Origin of the sequence: Endozoicomonas sp. OPT23, assembly GCF_009653635.1 — a bacterium.
GTDB lineage: Bacteria > Pseudomonadota > Gammaproteobacteria > Pseudomonadales > Endozoicomonadaceae > Endozoicomonas_A.
Window position 1 is genome coordinate 412428 of the sequence record NZ_PPFD01000001.1, and the last position, 19977, is coordinate 432404.

General features: G+C 46.9%; 14 protein-coding genes. 8 read left to right on the top strand and 6 right to left on the bottom strand.

Going from position 1 to position 19977, the window contains the following annotated elements; all coding sequences use genetic code 11:
* The first annotated feature begins 55 nt into the window (after nucleotides 1-55).
* Nucleotides 56-808, top strand: a complete 753-nt coding sequence (locus tag EOPP23_RS01665) for a hypothetical protein (RefSeq protein WP_153764238.1) — start codon at nucleotides 56-58, stop codon at nucleotides 806-808.
* 66 nt (nucleotides 809-874) lie between these two features.
* On the opposite strand, the gene EOPP23_RS01670 is transcribed toward EOPP23_RS01665, so the two are convergent.
* The 4 genes from EOPP23_RS01670 to EOPP23_RS01685 all read right to left on the bottom strand — a co-directional run bounded on the left by EOPP23_RS01670 (nucleotide 875) and on the right by EOPP23_RS01685 (nucleotide 6338).
* Nucleotides 875-3349: a CS1-pili formation C-terminal domain-containing protein gene (locus tag EOPP23_RS01670; RefSeq protein WP_153764239.1), complete on the bottom strand. Its 2475-nt coding sequence runs from the start codon at nucleotides 3347-3349 to the stop codon at nucleotides 875-877.
* Nucleotides 3350-3478: 129 nt separating this feature from the next.
* Nucleotides 3479-4384: a hypothetical protein gene (locus EOPP23_RS01675; protein WP_153764240.1), complete on the bottom strand. Its 906-nt coding sequence runs from the start codon at nucleotides 4382-4384 to the stop codon at nucleotides 3479-3481.
* 154 nt (nucleotides 4385-4538) lie between these two features.
* A complete protein-coding gene (locus EOPP23_RS01680; RefSeq protein WP_153764241.1) occupies nucleotides 4539-5078 on the bottom strand; it encodes a hypothetical protein in 540 nt (179 codons plus the stop codon).
* A gap of 261 nt (nucleotides 5079-5339) precedes the next feature.
* Entirely contained in the window at nucleotides 5340-6338 is a 999-nt protein-coding gene (locus tag EOPP23_RS01685; RefSeq protein WP_153764242.1) for a serine/threonine protein kinase, read from the bottom strand.
* 633 nt (nucleotides 6339-6971) lie between these two features.
* Here EOPP23_RS01685 and EOPP23_RS01690 point away from each other — a divergent pair.
* The gene (locus tag EOPP23_RS01690; protein ID WP_153764243.1) at nucleotides 6972-11963 is read left to right on the top strand and encodes a hypothetical protein; all 4992 of its coding nucleotides are present in this window, start codon (nucleotides 6972-6974) and stop codon (nucleotides 11961-11963) included.
* Here the strand turns inward: EOPP23_RS01690 and EOPP23_RS01695 are convergent.
* Nucleotides 11960-12709: a ComF family protein gene (locus tag EOPP23_RS01695; RefSeq protein ID WP_153764244.1), complete on the bottom strand. Its 750-nt coding sequence runs from the start codon at nucleotides 12707-12709 to the stop codon at nucleotides 11960-11962. The genes EOPP23_RS01690 and EOPP23_RS01695 overlap by 4 nt on opposite strands.
* Before the next feature lie 199 nt (nucleotides 12710-12908).
* Between EOPP23_RS01695 and bioB the strand changes: the two genes are divergently transcribed.
* The 6 genes from bioB (at nucleotide 12909) to EOPP23_RS01725 (ending at nucleotide 19598) form a co-directional block, all read left to right on the top strand.
* Complete coding sequence (gene bioB, locus EOPP23_RS01700; protein WP_153764245.1) at nucleotides 12909-13967, top strand: biotin synthase BioB; 1059 nt, start codon at nucleotides 12909-12911, stop codon at nucleotides 13965-13967.
* A 2-nt stretch (nucleotides 13968-13969) separates the two neighbouring features.
* Entirely contained in the window at nucleotides 13970-15172 is a 1203-nt protein-coding gene (gene bioF / locus EOPP23_RS01705) for an 8-amino-7-oxononanoate synthase (protein ID WP_153764246.1), read from the top strand.
* A complete protein-coding gene (locus tag EOPP23_RS01710; RefSeq protein WP_153764247.1) occupies nucleotides 15169-15921 on the top strand; it encodes an alpha/beta fold hydrolase in 753 nt (250 codons plus the stop codon). Before bioF ends, EOPP23_RS01710 begins: the two co-directional genes overlap by 4 nt.
* A complete protein-coding gene (gene bioC, locus EOPP23_RS01715; protein WP_153764248.1) occupies nucleotides 15906-16709 on the top strand; it encodes a malonyl-ACP O-methyltransferase BioC in 804 nt (267 codons plus the stop codon). The genes EOPP23_RS01710 and bioC overlap by 16 nt, the downstream gene beginning before the upstream one ends.
* Nucleotides 16710-16742: 33 nt before the next feature.
* Nucleotides 16743-17423, top strand: coding sequence for a dethiobiotin synthase (bioD, locus tag EOPP23_RS01720; protein WP_153764249.1), 681 nt, complete (start codon nucleotides 16743-16745; stop codon nucleotides 17421-17423).
* 384 nt (nucleotides 17424-17807) lie between these two features.
* A complete protein-coding gene (locus EOPP23_RS01725; protein WP_153764250.1) occupies nucleotides 17808-19598 on the top strand; it encodes an acyl-CoA dehydrogenase C-terminal domain-containing protein in 1791 nt (596 codons plus the stop codon).
* Nucleotides 19599-19673: 75 nt separating this feature from the next.
* On the opposite strand, the gene EOPP23_RS01730 is transcribed toward EOPP23_RS01725, so the two are convergent.
* Nucleotides 19674-19904: a hypothetical protein gene (locus EOPP23_RS01730; protein WP_153764251.1), complete on the bottom strand. Its 231-nt coding sequence runs from the start codon at nucleotides 19902-19904 to the stop codon at nucleotides 19674-19676.
* Nucleotides 19905-19977 lie beyond the last annotated feature (73 nt).

A 19977-nucleotide genomic window follows, 5' to 3' on the forward strand; every position in this document is an offset into this window, starting at 1 on the left:
GCTGAACTACCATTAAAGGTAATCCGGTTACCTTGAAATGGACTTGAGGCGAAGAATGGACTTTCAACTTAGCAGACAATCACTCGTTAAAAATATCTGTAGAAACACTTTTACCGGTTTTTTTGCATCTCTGGTTTTCTCATTGCCCGCTCAGGCAGATATGACGCTCAGCCGAATGATTGTCGATTTTCAGTCGGAGACCCTGCATCATCAGGATGTGACAGTTTTTAACGGGGATCAGGGCAACCTGTATGTCACTGTTAATGTCTTTGAAATATTGAACCCCGGAACGGCTCAGGAAAAAAGAGTGCCAGTTCAGGACATGAAAAATATCCCTCTGGTTGCTACGCCAAAAAAACTGATTGTTCCAGGCAACAGTCAGAAAAATGTCAGGCTGGTTTCCCTTGAAGAAAGTGTTTCTAAAGACAGAATTTTCAGGGTTAACTTTTCACCGGCTTTAGGCAAACTAAAAGCTAGAACGTCCGGTATCAGAATTCTGGCCGCTTATGACAACCTGGTGATTATCAGACCGGAGAAACCTGTTATCGACATCACTACTGAGCGTAAGTCTGGCCGTATTGTGTTCCAGAACAAGGGCAATAGTAATGCCATTCTTCAGAATGGTTACCAGTGTCATCCGGAAAAGAAGAAGCAATGCGAGAAGCTACCGAATCGCAGGCTTTATGCGGGCAATACCTGGGAGCTGAAGACACCTTTCAGCGGTCCGGTTTACTATGAAGTGGATGATGGTAGCGGTGTGAAGAATCGGACATTTGGTGCTGCAGATAAAAAACTGACTTCCAGATAATATTCTTATGCCATCAAATTAATGATCATAAGGTGCTGAGTAGTGAACACCTTATGATCCATATCCTTACTTACAGATTAACTCTCCAGTCAGTACCACGCCTCTACGAACCTTTAACTGCTCAGGTAGTTCAAATGAACAGCTCTTACCATTCTCAAGATTGGCGTTAAGTTTTCTGACTCCTGTGTTCACTCTTGCCTGAAAAACGCCATTCTCATCAGTATCAGCAACGCCTGTCACGCCTTCCAGTTCAGCTTTTCTAATGGGCTGACCACCGCTGTCGACCAGCTGCCCGATAATGACCAGAACCTGCTCAATATCCCAGCTGAAACTCTGAACGTTGCCTGGATAAAGGGCAAACTCCTGCTCTCGCTCATCAAACTCATAGTAGGACTCTCCCCGGGATTTGATGGATACCCGATAACGTTCGAAAGAGGGCAGATTAATCAAGGTACTGCTGCCAACACTGCCATACCCTCTGCGTTGGCCGTTGACCAGAATGTCGAACTCACCTTTTACCTGACCATTAAGTTTAACCAGCAGGCCACTCTCGGTGTTGCCCTCGCCACCAATAACAATCTTCTTACCGTCGGTGATCAGGCTGGTATTTAAGCTGCCGGAATAACTGGTGACTTTGTCACCGTCTTTCTGGTCGAGGTGGTTAACTCGGGCCGTGGTGTTCAGGTATTGGCCGTTATAATGAATGCCTGCACCCAGTGTTGAGCGGTTATTCTGTTTTTCGGCAAAGCCTTCCAGTTCGATTTCCGCTTCAAAGGTATCCCGGTCATACCAGGTCGCGGCTGCCTGATAATGATCGTCCTTATCAGTGATAGTTGCGTCGTCAGTCTTGTCGCGATTATGTTCAGCCTGATAGGAGATGCGGTTGTACCAGCTTCTGGTCCACTGACGAAGTTCTACGCCAGCCAGAATACGGAAGTTATCCCGCTCCTGAGAAACATCTGTTTTGAACTGAAGCTCATAACCGGCTTCCCGCCAGAGAGGAAAACTGAGTGAAGCGCCGTCAATGACCCGGGTTCTGTCGTCGGACTCATCCTTAAAATAACTTCTGCGAAAGTCCAGGTTGCCCTTACCCAATGCAATGCCCAGTGACGCTGTGCCCTGATAAAAGCTGTTGCCCAGCAGGAGGTAATCATCATCAGCGGGGGGGTCCTTGATTGCTGTACTCCAGAGTCTGCGGTAATTAAGGTTCAGATTGGCTCGGCCCATGGACAGAAAAGTCATCATGGAAAAACCGTACCTGTCCCGATCGGCGACCATGACACTGGTACCCAGCTGGTAGAAATCACCCAGTTTCAGCCCTGAAAGCTCAAGCAGCGCTTCTTTGCCTGTTGCAGCACCGGCTATCGCCAAGCTGGCTGTTTCACCGGCTCGCCAGTTATAGCCTGAACGAACAAGTGATGTGTCCTGGGTTTCAGGGAAGGTTTTGTCCGCTTTGGTGTTTACTGGCTTACCCATTTCCAGAAAGTACTGGGGCTCATCAGCGGGTGGCAGGAACGTGGTTTTTACAAAGAACCGTGTGTCTTCGTCTCGCAGAACATCTCCGTCATACTGCTTGATCGTGATTTCGTAGGCTCCGGAAGGAAAAGAAACAGTATTGATCAACTGGCTTCCTGCTTCCTGAAATTCAGAGTGGATCAACCTGCCATCACGAAACACTTCAACCCGACCACGGTTGCTTCTGAATACTTCGAGCCTGGTGCTCTGGGTGACACCATTACTCGTCAGAGTTCGCAAAGACGAACCAAAGCGACCACCAATCATGGTCTTGTCAGCCGTGAAGGTCAGGCCGAAACTCTGACTCTGAATCAGGCCTGCGCCGTATGAAAAGCCTTCCTTGTCATGATTGAAAGAGAGGCTTCTGACACTGGTATTGCGCTCTTTATCGTAATCCCAGAGGCTTTCCAGATTGTTTTCCTGAAATGAAAGCATTGAGCGTCCAAACAGAGTCCAGGTTTCATTGTTTTCGGTATTGTTGTCACTGCTACGAGAGCCGGTAAACAGAGCGTTTACTGTCTGAAGGAATGCTGTGTCTGAAGTTGATTCAGGCAGGTAGTGCGACGAAAGCTCTTCAGGTGGCAGCAGGAATTCAGGGTTAACGACCAGATCCACACGGAAGCGTGATTCATCAAAAATAAGCCCGGCGACATCCGGTAACAGGCTGGGGCAGACAGCTCTGTTGTTACACAGGTAATCACTATGACGATCCTGTGAGCCGGTCAGCGCTTCTGTCACCAGTTTCAGATTATTAAGACCGGGCAACATTCGGGCTACCTGCTCGGGGTCCGGGAATTCCACGGTAGTCGGTGTATAAACCGCTTTAACAGCATTGAGATAACGACCGTTGTAATAGACATCAACCACGGTCAACTGTGGTGAAGCAAGCAGTTCAAACCCCTCAGGAATACCGTCCTCTTCAAAAACAGTATCGGCACTGATGGCAGGAAGGCTGGTGCTGAGCAGTAAACAAAAGGCAGGTGTACTGAATATCTCACGCCTTAAGGTATTGAGTACCTTTTCCATGGCAGAATCCGGCTGGTTGTTATTCTGTTGATTGAGTGCAAGCCAACTTTTTCAGGTATTCAATAAACCTGAAAAAGTGGGGCGCAACCTCACTTTTCACTTAAGAGCAGTTATCGACTGAAAACGGCTTTATTGCACCCCGACACTGATGGTCAGCTGACCCTGGTAAGAGCCAGCGTAAGCCTTTTCAATCTCTGAAGATGGGACAGAAACAATCAGGGATAGAGGGTTGGAGCCGCAATTTTTACTGCCCTTTAGCCCAGATACGGGCACTTGAGGAGTCAGTGCCTGAACGCCATGGGCACTGTTTCTAATTTCGAGGTTGTACTTTATCCGGCTGGCTTGCTGCCCGCTTCGAATCATCTCAAACGAACCTGGATTTGAGTCAGGTGCAGAGGCTCGAAGAGTGAAGCTCCCGCCGCCATTTCGGTTAACGCAGATATTGACTTCCTTTCTTGGGTTCCTGAAGTCTTCCAGGACAATCTCTTTTGGAAGGGTCAGTTTGATCACCTCGGGAATCTGAATAAGGATATCTAAGGTCTGTTCTGTCATTTTTTGAAAGACCCCTGAGAAGGCTGAAATCCTTACTTTGGCCTGATAATCACCGGCAGGCAGGTCATCAAGGTTGCTGGCTTTGGCGATCAGTTGCAGATCAGGCACATTACAGAGAGTGTCGCTTTGAATTGATGCTGAGTTTCGGTTAGCTGTAATCTCTTCTCTTCCGGAAGACGTTACCAGGATAAGGTTGATGGGGATTCTGTTGCCCTTGCTGATGGCCACAATCTCATTGCCGCCACCATTTAAATCCTGAAAGCGCAGTGAGTAGTTGATATTACTGTTATCCAGGCTGTCGGGCTGGGCACTGCTCTCGGCCTGCAGGCAGAAAGTTCGGGAAGCCTGAGATGTTGTTTTTCCGCCAGACCAGTCAATTCGAATAGGATCAGAAAGGTGTTCAAAACGTGTTTTGGTTGGTGCTGCCTGGGCAGGGTGAATAAAGGAAAATAGAAGAACAAAAAACAAGAGTTGATTTAACATGAGCTTTCCCTGCATCAAAATTCAAAGGCTTCTTTTGAGTGTAGGTGCCTGAGGGAAAGTTGGAGTGAGGAAAAGCTGGGCTAGGAAAAGTTGAGGGTTGGAGAGTTAGGGCTAAAGAGATAGGGCTGGAAAGTTCCAGCCCTTATAGAGAGTATTAATCGACAGACACAGTCATTTGCAGGGTGGCTGTGTATTCGCCGTTATAGACCTTCAACATGTTTTCTTTGGTGATATCTATCTTCAGGCTGCTGGTGTCGTTGCAATCAGACAGCCATTGAGCTCCCTTGATATCGTCATGCTTCTTGCCATATGTGATGCCTTTCTCTTGACCCTCAGTGATGTAGGTCACAGTGAATGGCACAGTGTTATGGTCAGTCAATTTAGAATCTGTATTGACCAGTTCAAATTTATTCTGTGCACTTTTGCTATCAGTCAAAATCAGGCTAACAGGGGTGTCTGTACCCATGTTAGAAGCAATACAGAATTTCTGAGTAACGGATTGAGCACTGTTACCATCGAATTTCATAGTGAAATCAGCTGGCTTGGTCACGTTAATCAACTTAGGTACAGTCAGCTTAACGGCAACGTTTTCTTTCTTGCTTACGGTCAGATCTGTCGGAATCGCAGCAGCAAAGGTAGTAGATGCGATGGTCAGGGCAGCGCCCACTAGAGCCATTTTAAAAGTAGTTTTCATGGTGTTTCCTCCCGGTTATTTGGCTAGTCATCCTTGGCCAGCCCGTGTTTCGGTCTGTTTTTGTGGCCAGGTATAAACTTTGATGCAGAGTCGGGGGGAAAGTTCAGGCTTTTATCGGGGTGAAGGCGCTTTGTTAGGAATACTAACCAGAAAACGGCATTTTGATCAGTGAAAACTACAGTTTTCAGACCTCTATATAGAAGGCATAGCGGGAAGGGTTAGAGAAGCCCTTTGACTTTGTAGAGCTTCTCTTGAGTCAGATTAGAAGTTTCCAGACAGCGCCAGAGGTGGCTCATCCAGAGCCGCAAATTGCTCCCTGAGTTCCAGAATATGCTCCGCCCAGTACCTTTCAGTGTTAAACCAGGTAAAGGCCATGGGGAAAGCCGGGTCATTCCAGCGTTTAGCCAGCCATCCGGAATAGTTAATCAGTCTGAGGGTTCTGAAATACTCCACCAGATTCAGCTCCACTGGGTTAAATTCATGAAACTCCTCATAACCTTCAAGCAGTTCAGTGATTTGTAGCGTCTGATTCTGGCGATCGCCCGACAGGAACATCCACAGGTCCTGAATAGCGGGAGCCATGCAGGTATCGTCAAAATCGACAAAGTGAGGGTTATCGTCTCGCCAAAGAATGTTTCCGACATGAGCATCGCCGTGAACGCGGATAATGTCCGGTGAGAATCGGGATTCAATTCTGGCCAGCTTATCGAGGATGTCTCTGGCCAGAGTCTGGTAGGCCGTTTTTAGAGAATCAGGGATAAAGTTGTTAGCCTGAAGCCATTCAACGTTTTCTACGCCATAGCGCTGCAAAGTGATTTCAGGCCTGTGCTCAAAAGGTTTGGCTGCGCCAAGGCTGTGAAGCCTGCCCATATGGCGGCCCAGAATTAAGAGATGATCAAGGTTATCGAGTTCTGGTGGATAGCCGCCCATTCGCTTGAATAGAGCGAACTGAAAGCCTTCAAACTCAAACAGGGTTTCGCCATTGTCATTCATTATTGGGGCGACAACGGGGAATTCCATATCCTTCAACTCGTGGGAGAAAGTGTGCTCTTCCTGTATCTGCTCCCGACTCCAGCGCCCAGGGCGGTAGAATTTGGCAATAACAGGAAGATCATCTTCAATGCCGACCTGATAGACACGATTCTCATAGCTGTTCAGAGCCATAATTCTGGCGTCTGACAGAAATCCCTGGCTTTCCACAGCATCCAGCACCCTGTCCGGTGTCAGTGATTCATAAGGGTGTTGGTTAGTCGTGGACATCAGTGACTCCGGAATACAAACAAGCAGTGTACCCTGAATATCCTGTCCCCTCTAACGGTACAAAATCAGTAAGTAGAAAAATCTTCAAGCTAAAGAACATGAGAATAAATGCTGTAGATGCTCGGCAAGCTTAAAGTCTGCTGATGCGGGCTTTGAGTGTTGTGCAGAGCAGTAGAACTGCTTTGCAGCATACATTGACCGACGGCAGGAGAGTTATTTTTATTTCCGAGAATTTTTTACGACAGTTTTCAACAGTTTCTTATCGTACTGCCATTCGGTTGATAGCTGATGAGTTAGGTCTATGGAAATCAGGCCATAGCCATACTGTAAATTCTTCTGAAGAGCTGCTTCGTGATGTTGTTGAGGTATCTGAATATGATTAACTCATTGTTGGAGGAGTACTATTTGCGAAATTTCCTGAATCTGTACGTTATTGGTACGAAAGTTATTGTTGTGGAAAATAGAAGAAATTAGCAATTCAACTCGATTCGTAAAGGTTTTGATAACTATATAGTAGTTTTGATTTTTCGTGGTAGCTCATTAATAAATTATGTTTGTGTGATTTAAAATAGATGTAAATATATTTAGCTACTACTTTTTCAGGTTATTATTAATCAAATAAAATTAAATAAAGTGCATAAACACATTCATTTGATGTTCTTGGGGTTGTTTACTGTTGGTTTGCTGATTCATAGTCATGAATTATCTGCTGGTGGGTTTAAGTTGGTAGAAAGCCATTGGCATCATGTCTATTCAGGCGACTCTACAGGTCTAGTGCATTCAAGGCTCAAACGTGATGTTCATAGAAAGGAAACTGTAATCAATGCAGTAAGAAGAATAAGAAAAATAAATGTTAGTTTTGATTCGAGTAGGGTGTCATCAGGAGAAATAGTAGAGCTCTACGAATTTCTATGGAATGGGGTAGGAAAAAGCGAAACTGATGTATTAGAACTTCTTATATGTACAGGCTCTGTTGATCAAACTTTTGATGACGACTTGATAAGAGTAGAACGGGTGGAGGCCTTGCTGGCAGGAGAGAGTGGTAGTCAATGCTCAAAAGTGTATCTCTTAGCAGAGGCAGGAAAAACCAGCTTGTCTCTCAGGAGCACTTCAGTTGCAAAATTAGGTTTTATTGACAGTAACGGAAAAATTTTCTGGATGGATGAAGGTAAGTTCTCCAATGAGAAGGAAAGTGTAACGGTTGATGATTTTGATAGTCAGAACTTTAAGGGAAAGTTGAACATCAAGTATGACCGCTGGATCGGTAAGAGTGACATTGAGATGAAAGTTGAAAGCCTTGCTGAAGGAAACCGTCAACAATCAATGTTGGGCTCAGGGAGTGGTGGCTATGGGGATGACGATGATTCGGATCGAAAGCACGGGAAATCACCAGCACCTACTTCAATGCTATCCACAATACTTATTTGGTTTAACGGCTCCAGACAGAATGAAAATTCAGATCCGTCGGCTTTTATGTTGAGCTCTCTATTACCGGAAGCCGTCCAGAACACATTCAGAATTCAGCTGGTTACAGATGATGGTCATGTTTATATCGCTGACCTTTCGAAAGAAGATTTAGATAAGGCATTACGGATAGCGCCATTCCAGTCCCCCGACTATTGGCAGGACTTATTGACGGGTATAACTGCGGTCGAAGATATTCAGAGCGCTTACCTGAACTGGATGTTTTATCAGGGAGGAGAGACTGTTCTGCGAGAAGAGTTTGAAGCAAGAGTGGATGAACTGGTCAGGACGTTGGCAGGTGGTTCTGTGGATATACAGTTACCAGCAAAGTTAACCACAGCACTGGGAATCCACAGTCCTGCTGGTGATCCTCCTGGAACCTTTGTGGATATGCGGTTGCCAGAAAAATTAATCAGAGCACTGGGAGTACATAGTCCTGTTGGTGACCCGCCAGGAACTTTTGAAGAACCTGTGGACATGCTGAGAGTACGACGGCAAGGACAGCATGGATCGATTTATGGGGAAGAAGCCAGAGGACAGAGAGAGAGAGCCGAGAGAAGTAGGCAACTAAGGCAACAAAAACTGGGTAGAGGGCTTGAAGGAAACGGCAATGGCGAGGGGCACCGACCTCCGGAGTCACATGAGCGAGCTGTACCGTCTGGTAATCAACAATCTCGATTAAGTGAGTACGGTCGAGCTTTTATTGCCGCAGAGTTACGCAGTTTTCAAGGTCAAAGTGAATCAGAGTTGGCCGAGTCGGTACAAAATTTTTTGATGCACTATTTCTCGAATTTTATTTCGCAACCAATGCTCAGCGGAGTTAGAGCACTGTTTGAAGAAGGAGGGGGGCAAAACCGGATATCGAAACGACTGAATATTCGAAAAAATTCGATGAAGTATTACATCATGAACCTGATTCTTTCGGGTAGGGCTGTGCGGCTGGCCGAAAAACTGGTTTCTTTTATCAACATCCAAAGCATTATCCAGCGTATTGGAAGCACTCAGTCCCCGCATTTGGCTCAGTTTATAGAGACTCCAGTACCTTTTCGTAGCGCTGAATGGTTCGTTGAAGGTGCAAGTATTGATAGCAGTGTTATTGAACACTTAGGCAGTGAGTTGCCTCTGGCTTTCTGGTCCTCTTTGTCAGATACACTTGATAGTGATAATGAAAATAGCCTGGTAACCATCAGCTATGTCTCCCAGAATAATTCACATCAACATGCAAGGCTGACCCTGCTTGACTCCTCAGACAGTGGAGGGGTTACAGACGTGGTGTCAGCCGGCCATCTTTGGCAAGCGCTGGTTCCTTCTGCTGTAGGCATGCTGGATTTTCAGGGTGAATTGCTACGAACGCTGATAAAGTCACTAGGGTTGAAGCAGAATGTTGCTCTGCTGATGGAAAAACTGCTGAGAGCAGGTTTCTTCAATCAACTGTGTGGTTTTGACTGTACACCAGCTTTAGCTTCGAAGGGTAGAGGTGTTCAAATACAGATACAAAAGAATGAAGATGGTACTGTTCAGGTTTCTATCCAATTGCAAGTAGTTGACCTCAGTTCCAGGGGTAGGCTGAGAGCTACTGTTCCAGTGGATATGTCATTGTCGGTGGAGCTGTTTTTTGATGCCTCTGGTCATAGGCATGAGATTACAGGGCGTAGAATCAGAATTATAAAGGCTCCTGACTCGGATGCTCTAGCTTATTTGAATCAACTTATGAAACTTGAAGGCCTGAATCCGTCAGCAGCGAACCGCTCACTTCTTGAGGCAGCGCTCGGGTCATCTTATCGTGCCGACTACAATCGACTAAGCCCTGAAAATCAGCTAAGAGAGAGAAGTGAAAATCGAACATTTCTCATGGTATATGAGCATTTGATGGCGGCGAATAAAAATCTTAACCAAATGGTTGGTGAGATTCTGGAAAGCCAAGGCTATCGTTTATCACATGGGCGTTATGCAGGTAGTTTTAGTTCAATATTTTCTAACATAAGGCCGACTCTTGATCTTCTGGAGACTTTACTGCGTTATCATCAGGAAGTAGAAGAAACGACTTATTGGGACTTAAATAGAAGTTTGGTGAGACGTGCAAATGGGATCAATCAATATACTTGGCCAACCGTTTTGTTAAGAAGAGCGGTCATAGGGTTGAGGAAAAAAATTGAAAATTATCGGAAGAGATTGCGTCAAGGAAAATACTGGGCTAAACGACAGTTAGCAAGCCAATGTGAGGCTAGTAGGGAGCTACTGCTAGAAGTACAGAGATTGAGGGATGAGTATTTAAGATTATCCAGCACTATAGGTAGGGATTATAATTCCGATTCACCAGAGCATAAAAATTTACAGGCATTGATTAAACCGCTGGAGATTGAACTTAGCTTTTCAGAAGTAGTGGCAAGGATATGGCACCTTCAGGCGCTTCATCAAACCTATATAGAGAGACGCGAGGTGCACAATGCGTTTATTGGTAAATATGGAACGACCTATTTAAGGCTTAATCCTTACGAAGACGTTGAGGATAGACAGCGGGGAACGGAAGCAACTGCAATTACAGCACGCTATATACCTGTTCCAGGAGGGAGTGGGGGGGCTGCTCAATTGACTGCGTATAATTCATTGTCTCAGCCAACTGCTGACAATGATCCATTTGTAGTTATTGATAGTCCAGGTGCTTTATCGCAGCCAGTAGCTGCTGGCTCAGGGCAAGAAGTGTCGTTTGAAGATTTTCTGAGTGAAGACCAAATGACTACTCCAGTAGACACCAGAACAGCGTCGCGGACGGAGACCACTCATCTTCCTCACTCTGCACCGACTGGAACCGCTCTACCCTATTACCCCTTAGATGCAGAAGGTCCTCCGCCTGCTTATGAGCCAAGGCAGGTTGAGGAACAGCAAGAGCGAGAAGCAATAATGAGGAGGACCAGTCTTCCTTTAAGACAGTGGTCAACGCTCCATGATGGAAACGGTAGCAGAGATCATCCTCGATCTCTTCAGGAAAGCCAAACTCCCAGATATGCATATAGCCATGAGAGCCACAGACCTAAAACTTGCAGTAGTCGATCTGGCTCAAGTCGTTTACCGACGACACCAGAGGGTGTAGAAACGTTATCTCCTTTTTCATCGGAATATTTGGGACGATCACCCACAGATCCATCGATATTGACAGCAAACCGAGTTCAGAGACACGATGCGCAGTTCGGGCCGTTATCTCTTCAGGACTCGCAGGGAACTGCTGATTATCATCGGCATCCATCTTCCTCAAGTGTCCCTGTCCCTGTCCATGTTCATACTCGAGCTCGTAACGGGAATAGACAGCCACCAAGTCTCAGTGGTTCATCTTCAGTTTCAACCACAGCCAGGTCGCCTGTATCTCTTCCACCCTTAGCACAATGGTATGGAGTGGGCCTCAGCCAACCGAGGATGGAACGGTCGTCGGTGTCTCCCCCTCACACGGCAGTACGGGATGGGTTCAGTCAGCCTTCGACCAGCCTCGGCTATTGGGGACCTTCAGCACGTGACTTTGAGCAACTCTCTTCAACCTGGTTGCCAGATGGTCATTCAATGTCTCAGGGCGGGCTTGGTCAACCCGTTACAGGAAGAGGGCAGTCCATACCGGGGAGGTATGCGTCTCAATCACACTTGCCTCAGTCAGGAAATACACGCAGTAAACGCCCAGGTTCAGCCAGTCACTTCAGAGAGCTTCAATCTGCAGCAACTTCTGACAATATTAATCAGATGGGGTTGGAAGATCCTTCCGCCTCAGAGAGGTTGACCAGAGCAGGCCGTGAGTGGTCTAGAAGCCGTAACTCGCTAGGAAGTATGGAAGATCTCAGGGCTGCAGGGCCGGCTATTAGAAAAAAACTAACCAGTTTTCTTAGATCTCTCCGATCAAGTCCTGGCAATCATGAATTAAGAGCGGCAGCTGATCAGTTGTTTAAGTATCTTTCGAAAGGTAAAGGGTTCTCGGTTATCCGTATTGCAGCAAGGTTTCAGCTAGGCCAAACGACTTATAGAAATAATGTAGATAATTTTTTAACGCTGATGAAGCTAGTTTTAGAGGGTAATCAGCCACAAATAGTAGCCGAAGCTCTCTTTGGTATATGTGAGTTTGAATTGAGAAGTTGGTATGAGGAAGCAATAGTCGAACCTGCGTTTGGGACTTTACTCTAGTTTTGAAGAACAGCTGTCCTGGCCAAACACCACACATCAACCCTCTCAGCACCCTGCTTTTTCAAAAGCAGGGCAATCTCTGAAACTGTGGCACCCGTTGTCACAACATCATCAACAATAGCTACATGCCTGAATGAAAATGACTTACTGATGATGAAGGCATTTTTAAGATTTGTTTTACGGCGTTTGGCTGTCAAACCCTGCTGAGAGTCAGTGTACTTCTGTCGCTTGACCAGTCGTGACTCAAGACTTAAAACAGAGTTTTCATTTATACCTGTATGAAGTTTACGGGCCAGTAACAGGCTCTGGTCAAATCCTCTCACTCTTAATCTCTGATTATGCAAAGGGACAGGAATAATGGTTTCCGGCCATGGTTCATCGTCATAACTGTGGATAAGTATTTTACTGAGCTGTTTAACCAGCGGCGGCAGAAACACAATCTGCCGCTGATGTTTTATTTTCTGGATAAGAAAGTTAACTGGAAAATCGTACTGAAAGGCAGAGATACAGCGGTCGAATGCTGGTGGTTTTTTCAGGCAGTTTGCACAGACCTGAGAGAACGACTCCAGCATAGGTAAACCACAACAATAACAGGCATTTGAAGCTATCGGCAGGCTGTCTATGCAGAGCCCGCAGAGAGGCTTGTCAGCTGTAGTATCTGCTCGGCACAGCAAACAACTGATGGTTATGTGTTGTTTGAAATTTAACCAGTTGTAAACTCTGTTACGAATTTTAAATTGACGCATGGTTTCAGTTATTTATCATCAAGCATAATTTTATTTCTATTCCTGATATTTGCTGAGTCCTGTTAAGTACTCGAATATACAAAATCATAAGCCAGTTGCCCGCCAGTGATGGGCAATTGATCATTTAATATTCGATTACACACATAAACAGGTGTCAGCAAAACAATAAGAGAGCTTTCCCAGAAAGCGCAGTGAGAAGATGACTGACAGCCTCCGCCACGACTGGACTATTGAAGAAGTTGAAGCCCTGTTTCGCAAGCCGTTCAACGACCTGATCTTTCAGGCGCAGGTGGCTCATCGGGAACACTTTGATCCAAACCGTGTGCAGGTTAGTACACTGCTTTCGATCAAGACAGGCGCCTGCCCTGAAGATTGCAAATATTGTCCGCAGAGTGGCCACTACAACACCGGTCTTGATAAAGAAAAACTGATGGAAGTGCGCAAGGTGCTGGAAGAAGCCCGTCGTGCCAAAGCATCCGGTGCTACTCGCTTCTGCATGGGTGCCGCCTGGAAAAACCCGCCAGCAAAAGACATGCCTTACATTTTTGAAATGGTGAAGGGTGTTAAAGAGTTGGGTCTGGAAACCTGCATGACTCTGGGTATGCTGAATAAAGATCAGGCGACTCAACTGGCAGAAGCGGGTCTGGATTATTACAACCACAACCTCGACACCTCTCCTGAGTTCTACGGTAGCATCATTACCACTCGTACCTTCTCCGATCGAATGGATACGCTGGCTCACGTTCGTGATTCCGGCATGAATATCTGCAGTGGCGGTATTGTGGGTCTGGGTGAAACCGAGCGCGATCGTGCCGGTATGTTGATCGAATTGGCCAACCTGCCTAAGCACCCGGAAAGTGTGCCTATTAATATGCTGGTTCGCGTGGAAGGTACGCCGCTGGAAAATGTGGACGCTGTAGATGGTATTGATTTTGTACGCTCTATCGCCGTTGCCAAAATTCTGATGCCTGCTTCCAATGTACGTCTGTCGGCCGGTCGTGAAAACATGAGTGATGAACTTCAGGCACTGGCGTTTCTTGCTGGTGCTAACTCTATCTTCCTTGGAGATAAGCTACTTACGACGCCTAACCCGAAAGAAAGCCGTGACCGTCAGCTGTTCGACAAGCTGGGTATCAATATGGATGAAAATACGGTTGACGAAGCCAGCGAAGAGGAAATGGAAGAGTTTGCTAAAAACTGTCCACTGCGTGAGCGTGATAATGATCAGTACTACGACGCGATGAACAAGGCTTCCTGAGAATGTTCGATCTGGAAACTGATCTGCGAGCACGAAAAGAAGCCGGTCTTTATCGTTCCCGAAAGACGCTGGAAACTCCTCAGGGGCCAGAGGTCACCGTTGATGGTAAACGTTATCTGGCTTTCTGCAGCAATGATTACCTCGGGTTGGCTAGCCACCCTGAGGTAAGCAACAGCATTGCTTCAGCGACACAGGATTACGGTACCGGCGGTGGTGCTTCCCATCTGGTCGTTGGCCACAGTCGTGCACACCATCAATTGGAAGAAGAGCTGGCCGAATTTACCGGGCGTGAACGGGTGCTGCTGTTTTCCAACGGTTATATGGCTAACCTGGGTGTGATCAGTGCGCTGTTGGGTAAGGAAGATGCTGTGTTTCAGGACCGCCTGAACCATGCTTCTCTTCTGGACGCAGGCCTGCTTTCCGGTGCTCGTTTTCAGCGTTATCTGCATAATGATGTGGATAATCTTGAGAAACGTCTGGCTCGAACGCAGGCTCGTCGAAAGCTGATTGTCACCGATGGTGTGTTCAGCATGGACGGTGATCTGGCTCCGATGACTGAGCTGGTTGCAACGGCAGAAAAGCATAATGCCTGGTTGATGGTCGATGATGCTCACGGTTTTGGTTGTCTCGGCAAACAGGGTGGTGGTGTTGCGGAACACTTTGGTCTTTCACAACGACAGTTACCTGTTCTGGTCGGGACTCTTGGTAAAGCGTTCGGCACAGCGGGTGCTTTTGTTGCGGGCAGTGAAGCATTGATTGAAACACTGATTCAGTTTGCTCGGACTTATATCTATACCACTTCAATGCCGCCCGCTGTGGCAGAAGCTTCGCGAACCAGTTTACGATTGCTGCAGCAGGAAAACTGGCGCCGTGAAAAGCTGACAATCCTGATTCAACAGTTCCGCAAAGGTTGTGAGCAGCTGGGACTGGAACTGATGGACTCGCACTCTCCTATTCAGCCTGTTATGGTCGGCTCAGCTGAAGCAGCTGTGGCCATGAGTGAACAACTGGCAAGTATGGGAATACTGGTGACGCCTATTCGTCCACCAACGGTTCCCAAAGGTACTTCCAGACTGAGAATTACCTTCAGTGCCAGCCATGAAGAACACCATGTTCAACAGCTGCTTGATGCTCTGGATAAAAGCACTCATTTGTTGTGTGAAAAAAGCTCGCGGAAGCAATCGTTTCAGGAGGAAGTATCATGAACACTCTGCCTATTGTTCTGGTTAGTGGTTGGGGAATGCCTGCATCAGTAATGGAACCTCTTGCCGGGGCTCTGGATGGCGATGGCCGTGCATCGGTGGTTCAGCTTCCGGGACTGGTAGAAGAGCCTGGTCGTAAATACGACTGGCAGTCCATGCTTCAGTATCTTGATCTTCATCTGTTTGAAACCCCGGTCATTCTTATTGGCTGGTCTATGGGCGGAGCTCTGGCATCACTCTATGCCAGCCAGAATCCGGACAAGGTAGCTGGACTGATCACGCTGGCCAGTAATCCATGTTTTGTCAGAAATGACGATTGGGCAGAGGCCATGCTGCCTCAAACTTTCGACAGTTTTTATCAAGGTATGAAAGAAGCACCTGCTGCGACGGTCGATCAGTTTGCAACACTGTGCAGCATGGGTAACGGCAACCGCAAAGATGTTCTGCAAAACCTGAAGAAAGCTATTGAATTCGATATGGATCTTGATTCAGACATTCTGCTGCAATTGCTGGAAATGCTGGGTAGCAGTAATGTCAGCTCACAGTTGTCTGATATTCGTTGTCCGGTGGTTCATTACTTCGGTAAACAGGATGCTCTGGTGCCAGCGGACGTCGCTGGTCGAGTCAGCAGAACATTCCCGGCACATCGGGTTGAACTGATTGATGGAGGGCATTGCTTCTTCCTGGATAAGGACAGCGGTGTGATTCAGCAGATTGCAGATCAGGTTAAGCGTCTATGCAGTCGAAGCTGAGAGACAGGGAAGCTCTGTTCAAAACCGTCGACAAGCAGCGGGTAGCTGCCAACTTCAGTCGTGCGGCGGAAACTTACGACAGTGCAGCAGCGTTGCAGAAACGTGTTGCTGCTCGAGCCATGCTGGGTGTTCCGGCAGGCTTTCAGCCTGAACGTGTGCTGGACTTAGGCTCTGGTACAGGCAGTCAGACTTCTATTCTGAAAACTACCTTTTCTGATGCTCATGTTACCGGTGTTGATCTGGCGATGGGTATGTTGAAGCATGCCAGCTCCCAAGAACTGGATGCTTCATGGTGCAGAGGTGATATTGAATCGCTGCCTTTTAAAAATGACTCTTTTGATCTGGTATTTTCCAGTCTCGCTATTCAGTGGTGTGAACTGGAGACTGTTCTTTCTGAAGTCAGAAGAATTCTAAAACCAGGTGGCCTTTTTGTGTTTTCGTCACTGGCGAAAGGCACTATGGTTGAGTTGAATCAGGCCTGGCAGCAGGTTGATTCTCACGTGCATATTAATGGTTTTGATCCTTTCAGCCTTCAACAACAGAAAGTCTCAAATTCAGCATTGCAACAGCGCTCCCTCATGTTGCAGCAGGAAACGCTTTACTATCCTTCGGTTCTGACTCTGTTGCGAGAGTTAAAGGCACTTGGAGTGAATACGGTGCACTCCGCTCAGCAAGGTCTGACAACCCGTGCACGCATTCAAAAGCTGGAACAGGCTTACGAATCATCCCGAACAGAGGTGGGGCTGCCTCTGTCCTATCAGGTCATCTACGGCACTCTTGTTAATTGATAGTGGCAAGTGAAGTAACTGGTTAACTGAATTATGGCGAAAACATTCTTTATCACTGGCACTGACACAGATGCAGGTAAAACCTTTATTACCTGTGGTTTACTGGAAGCAGCTAATCAAAAAGGGTTGCAGACTCTGGCACTGAAACCTGTTGCCGCAGGTAGTGAAGAGACGGAAGATGGTCCAAAAAATGAAGATGCCATTAAACTGATGGCATCCATGAGTATTGAGCTGCCCTATGCTCAGGTAAACCCTGTGTTGTTTGAGCCCGCTATTGCCCCTCATATTGCTGCTCAGGAAGAAAGCCGCCTGGTTACAGTTTCACGGCTGACAGGTATCTGCCGTGGTGCCTTGATGAAGAAACACGATGTTTCTTTTATTGAGGGCGCTGGTGGTTGGAGAGTGCCTCTCAACGATCGGGAAATGCTTGCGGATCTGGCTAAAGAATTGAATACGCCAGTGATTCTGGTTGTAGGTATGAAGCTCGGCTGCATCAGTCATGCATTGCTGACGGCTGAATCTATAGTCCGTAGTAGTTGTCGATTGGTCGGCTGGGTAGCGAATCAGGTTGATCCGGAGATGAACCGCTTTGATGAAAACGTTGAAACTTTGAAAAGTATGCTCTCTGCTCCTTGTCTGGGTGTCGTGAAATGGAAGGAGGGCGCTGACTCTCAGTGGACGGGCAACCAGCTGGATATTACATCTCTTCTTTAAGCCTTTTATAAGCTTACTTACTTCTTTCCCTTCGAATCTACTGCAATCAGCCTCTTGCCCGCCTCCGGGTTGGCAAGGCTGAGTACATGTCTAGTTTTCAACGCCTCCTGAGTTTTGTATTTATTTTACTCTATGGCCCATAAATAAAAGACACTATTCATCTACTAGAACCACTATCCCTTCATTTGCTTTCAGCCTCCAAATTGTCGAGAAGTTCCACTTGTGATGACCGATATAAGGAAGGCTTTGTCACAAGATGTTCATCAAAGCAGTTGACAATTAATGTAAGCAAACGTAAGTTTCAAACACCTGTTTGAAGTGTGCGCTATACTTTTATAAAAATACGTACACCTAATAAATATAAGAGCACTCAGAGGTACCACCATGCCAGACTTTAAGGCTCCACTTCGTGATCTCCGTTTTGTTCGTGATGAACTGCTTGATTATGAAGGACACTATTCGACACTTCCCGGTGCAGAAGAAGCAACTCCCGATATGGTGGGTGCCATCCTGGAAGAAGGAGCCAAGTTCAGTGAGCAGGTTTTGGCACCACTGAATCAGATTGGTGACCAGGAAGGTTGTACCTGGTATGAAGGTGGTGTGAAAACGCCAACCGGTTTTAAAGAAGCCTATCAGCAGTTTGTTGAGGGTGGCTGGCCATCACTAGCTAATGGTGTCGAGTATGGCGGCCAGGGGCTTCCTTACTCACTGGGTCTGGTACTCAGTGAACTGATGGGTGAAGCCAACTGGTCCTGGGGTATGTATCCGGGGCTAAGTCACGGTGCTATGAATACGCTGGAAGCTCACGGTACTGAAGAGCAGAAACAGGAATACCTGACCAAGATGGTTTCCGGTGAATGGACCGGTACTATGTGTCTGACAGAATCGCACTGCGGTACTGACCTGGGCATGCTGCGCACCAAGGCAGAACCTCAGGAAAATGGTTCCTACAAAATTTCCGGTACTAAAATCTTTATCTCTGCCGGTGAACATGACATGGCAGAGAACATTGTTCATATCGTACTGGCCCGTCTGCCTGGCGCTCCAGCCGGCACCAAGGGTATTTCCCTGTTCATCGTTCCAAAATATCTGCCGGGACAAATCGGTGAGAGTAACGGCGTAAGTTGTGGCTCCATCGAACACAAAATGGGTATCCATGGTAACGCTACCTGCGTTATGAATTTCGATAACGCTACTGGTTTTCTGATTGGCCCTGAAAACCGTGGTCTGAACTGCATGTTCACCTTTATGAATACAGCCCGTTTGGGTACAGGTATTCAGGGGCTGTCCCACGGTGAAATCGCATTCCAGGGCGCACTTCGTTATGCCCGTGAGCGTTTGCAGGGGCGCTCCCTGTCAGGTGCCAAGAATCCTGAAGGTCCTGCTGATACAATCATCGTTCATCCTGATGTTCGTCGCATGTTGTTGACCATCAAGTCTTTGACTGAAGGGAACCGTGCGCTGCTGTACTACACAGCGAAGAAAGCCGACCTGTTGCACCACCCGGATGAAAGTATTCGTGAAAAGGCTGACAAGGAACTGGGCTTCCTGACACCAATCGTTAAAGCTTTCATGACCGAAACCGGCTTTGAATCAGCCAACCACGGTGTGCAGTGCTACGGCGGTCATGGTTTTATTAAAGAGTGGGGAATGGAGCAGAACGTTCGTGACTGCCGTATTTCCATGCTCTATGAAGGAACTACCGGCATTCAGGCGCTGGATTTGCTGGGCCGTAAGATCATGCAGACCGGTGGTGAACTGATGAAGCCTTTCACCAAGGAAATTCATCTGTTCTGCAAAGAACATGCAGATGATGAATCCATGGAAGAGTTCATCGAGCCTCTGACAGCCATCAACAAAGAGTGGGGCGACCTGACCATGCAGATTGGCGTTAAGGCCATGGAAAACCCTGACGAAGTGGGTGCTGCAGCTGTCGATTTCCTGATGTATTCCGGTTATGCGACTCTGGCTTACATGTGGGCTGATATGGTTCGTGTTGCCAAGGCCAAACTGGCTGAAGGTACTACTGAGGAAGGTTTCTACAAAGCCAAGGTTCAGACTGCCCAGTTCTATTTCCAGCGTATATTGCCAAGAACTCTGGCTCACAAGGCCGCCATTCTGAGTGGAGCAGATAACCTGCTGGCGATGGATGAAGTGGACTTTGGTGATATCTAAGTAACGATGTAACACCTGCTTGCTTATTTAAGAGCTGCCTTCTGGTAGCTCTTTTTTATTGTGAAATAAAAATGTTTATTCTGTTTCATCAAGAATAATAAAAGACAGCAAGCTCATAGGTAGGGCAATCAACATTATTAAATGAACCGCCGGGTTTATCAGCATTAATAAACAGGCAATGATCCACAAAGGTTTGAGCTGCTTTCGCTTGAAACGATAGCGTTTTGTAAATCGTCTTTGATGTGGATGGTCAGGGTCAGGCGTTCCGTTTTGCAGCCATCCAGGCAGTAAAATAATTTTGATCATTATCAACAGCAGCGAACAGGAAACACGCATAACACGTCCTTTGCAGCAGGATTAGTTTACTGTACTGCATCTT

Coding starts and splice junctions, on each gene's coding strand:
- EOPP23_RS01665 (WP_153764238.1), top strand. CDS start 56: ATGGACTTTCAACTTAGCAGACAATCACTCGTTAAAAATATCTGTAGA.
- EOPP23_RS01670 (WP_153764239.1), bottom strand. CDS start 3,349: ATGGAAAAGGTACTCAATACCTTAAGGCGTGAGATATTCAGTACACCT.
- EOPP23_RS01675 (WP_153764240.1), bottom strand. CDS start 4,384: ATGTTAAATCAACTCTTGTTTTTTGTTCTTCTATTTTCCTTTATTCAC.
- EOPP23_RS01680 (WP_153764241.1), bottom strand. CDS start 5,078: ATGAAAACTACTTTTAAAATGGCTCTAGTGGGCGCTGCCCTGACCATC.
- EOPP23_RS01685 (WP_153764242.1), bottom strand. CDS start 6,338: ATGTCCACGACTAACCAACACCCTTATGAATCACTGACACCGGACAGG.
- EOPP23_RS01695 (WP_153764244.1), bottom strand. CDS start 12,709: ATGCGTCAATTTAAAATTCGTAACAGAGTTTACAACTGGTTAAATTTC.
- bioB (WP_153764245.1), top strand. CDS start 12,909: ATGACTGACAGCCTCCGCCACGACTGGACTATTGAAGAAGTTGAAGCC.
- bioF (WP_153764246.1), top strand. CDS start 13,970: ATGTTCGATCTGGAAACTGATCTGCGAGCACGAAAAGAAGCCGGTCTT.
- EOPP23_RS01710 (WP_153764247.1), top strand. CDS start 15,169: ATGAACACTCTGCCTATTGTTCTGGTTAGTGGTTGGGGAATGCCTGCA.
- bioC (WP_153764248.1), top strand. CDS start 15,906: ATGCAGTCGAAGCTGAGAGACAGGGAAGCTCTGTTCAAAACCGTCGAC.
- bioD (WP_153764249.1), top strand. CDS start 16,743: ATGGCGAAAACATTCTTTATCACTGGCACTGACACAGATGCAGGTAAA.
- EOPP23_RS01725 (WP_153764250.1), top strand. CDS start 17,808: ATGCCAGACTTTAAGGCTCCACTTCGTGATCTCCGTTTTGTTCGTGAT.
- EOPP23_RS01730 (WP_153764251.1), bottom strand. CDS start 19,904: ATGATCAAAATTATTTTACTGCCTGGATGGCTGCAAAACGGAACGCCT.